Annotated in this window: 3 protein-coding genes; all 3 read right to left on the reverse strand. The window is 69.2% G+C overall.

Going from position 1 to position 2,253, the window contains the following annotated elements; all coding sequences use genetic code 11:
- Positions 1-644 (reverse strand): DnaJ domain-containing protein (locus VGF64_13710; protein ID HEY1635813.1); only part of this gene is annotated, 644 nt, incomplete at its 3' end.
- 34 nt (positions 645-678) lie between these two features.
- Positions 679-1,485 (reverse strand): nucleotide exchange factor GrpE, encoded by an 807-nt coding sequence (grpE, locus tag VGF64_13715; protein ID HEY1635814.1) that lies wholly within the window; start codon positions 1,483-1,485, stop codon positions 679-681.
- Positions 1,485-2,253 (reverse strand): Hsp70 family protein (locus VGF64_13720; protein HEY1635815.1); only part of this gene is annotated, 769 nt, incomplete at its 5' end. The genes grpE and VGF64_13720, both read right to left, overlap by 1 nt.

Here is a 2,253-nt window from a genome sequence, read left to right on the forward strand (position 1 = left end):
GGCTCGGAGAAGGCGAAGTTGCCCAGGTTCCGGCTGGACTGCCCGGTGCCTTCGCAGGTCGGGCAGACCTTGGGCACGGTGCCGGCCTTGGCCCCGGTGCCCCGGCAGACCGGGCAGGGCCCGTCGCCGGTCAGCTTGAGCGGGACCGTGGTGCCGTCGACCGCGTCGCCGAACGACAGGGTGGCCTCGGTCTCCACGTCGGCGCCGCGGCGCGGCCGGGTCTGCTGAGTTCCAGCCCGGCCGCCGCCACCGAACATCCCGCCCAGGATGTCGCCGAGGCCGCCGCTGCCGGCGTTCCCGCCGGTCCCGCCAGCCCCGCTGCCACCGAACAGGTCACCGAGGTCGAATCCGAAACCGCCGCCCGGCTGGCCCGGCTGACCGGGACGGCCGGGGGCCCGGAACCCACCGCCGAACATCGAGCGGGCGTCGTCATACTCCTTGCGCCGCTTCTCATCGGACAGGGTGTTGTAGGCCTCGGAAATCTCCTTGAAGCGTTCCTCGGCGTCACGGTCACCCTTGTTGGCGTCCGGGTGGTACTTGCGGGCGAGCTTGCGGTACGACGACTTGATCTCGTCAGCCTTCGCGGTCTTAGGGACGCCCAGGACCTTGTAATAGTCCTTCTCCAGATAATCCTTCGTACTCATCTGGTGTGCTCAACGCTCCCCTCACCGCTCATTTTCACTGGTTGTCCTGGTCCTGCTGCGCTTGCGCGCCCGGCTCAGCGGATCCGTCCGGGCCGGTGGCGGGCTCCGCCACCACAACCCGGGCCGGACGCAGGATCCGGTCGCCGACCTTGTAGCCCGGCTGGAAAATCTCCGTCAACGTGACGTCGGTGACGTCGGGCGAATAGGAGGTGGCTACCGCCTCGTGCACCTTCGGGTCGAACGGTTCGCCCGTCTCCCCGTAGGTCACCAGGCCGAGCTTGGACACGGCCGACTCGATGGTCTCGGCGACCGACTTGAAGCCGCCGGACAGCTCGTCGTGCTGGCGAGCCTGGCCGATGGCGTCCAGCGCCGGCAGCATCTCGGTCAGCACGTTGGCCAAGGCCAGCTCGCGCATGGCCGTACGGTCACGGTCCACCCGCTTGCGGTAGTTCGCGTACTCCGCCTGGAGCCGCTGCAGGTCGGCCGTGCGCTCGACGAGCTGCTCCTTCATCATTTCCATCTCTTTGCCTTCACCCGTCTCGCCGGACGCAAGGGGCAGGTCCGCCTCGGCGGCCTGGCCGATTCCGCTCCCGGAGCTGGCGGCCGCCGGGCCCGGGCCGGGCGCGGAGCCTTCCGGCTCCGCCCCCTGCCCGTGCTGCTGGTCACCCTGGGGGCTTTCGCCCTGGGGGCCCGCGGCGTCCGCCGGGGCGAAACCGCCCGGCTTGGAGGCCGCGTGCCTGCCCCGGTGCCTGTCCGGCTCCCTCACCTGACCGGTCACGGGGTCGATACGCCGGTGATCGTGGACCACCGGCCCGTTGCCCTGTTCCTCAGGTGGGTTCATCAAGCAGCGCCGCCTTCGCGGGTGTCCTCGGGACCCTCGTCGACGATCTCCGCGTCCACCACGTCGTTGTCGCTGTCCTGCGCCGCGCCGTCGCCGGCCGCTGCGCCCTCAGCTCCACTGGCCTGCTGCTCGGCCTGCGCCTGGGCGTAGATCGCGCTGCCCATCTTCTGGCTGACCTGAGCCGCCTTCTCGCTGGCCTCACGGATGGTCTCGGTGTCGCTGCCCTCGAGCGCCTTCTTCAGGTCGCCGATGGCCGACTCCACCTCGGACTTCACATCGTCCGGAACCTTCTCGGCGTTCTCGGCCAGGAACTTCTCGGTCGTGTACACGAGGGTGTCGGCCCGGTTGCGGACTTCGGCCTCCTCGCGGCGCTTCCGGTCGTCCTCGGCGAACTGCTCGGCGTCCCGGACCATCTTGTCGATGTCGTCCTTGGCCAGCGCCGAACCACCGGAGATGGTCACCGACTGCTGCTTGCCCGTGCCCAGGTCCTTGGCGGACACGTTCACGATGCCGTTGGCGTCGATGTCGAACGCCACCTCGACCTGCGGCACACCGCGGGGCGCGGGGGCGATGCCGGACAGCTCGAACATGCCGAGCTTCTTGTTGTACGCGGCGATCTCGCGCTCACCCTGGAACACCTGGATCTGCACCGAGGGCTGGTTGTCGTCCGCGGTGGTGAAGATCTCCGACCGCTTGGTCGGGATCGTGGTGTTGCGCTCGATGAGCTTGGTGAAGATGCCGCCCTTGGTCTCGATGCCCAGCGACAGC

Source organism: Acidimicrobiales bacterium, from assembly GCA_036491125.1.
Classification (GTDB): domain Bacteria; phylum Actinomycetota; class Acidimicrobiia; order Acidimicrobiales; family AC-9; genus AC-9.

Bases quoted from the DNA above. Each gene is read 5' to 3' on its own strand.
- grpE (HEY1635814.1), bottom strand. From the start codon at position 1,485: ATGAACCCACCTGAGGAACAGGGCAACGGGCCGGTGGTCCACGATCAC.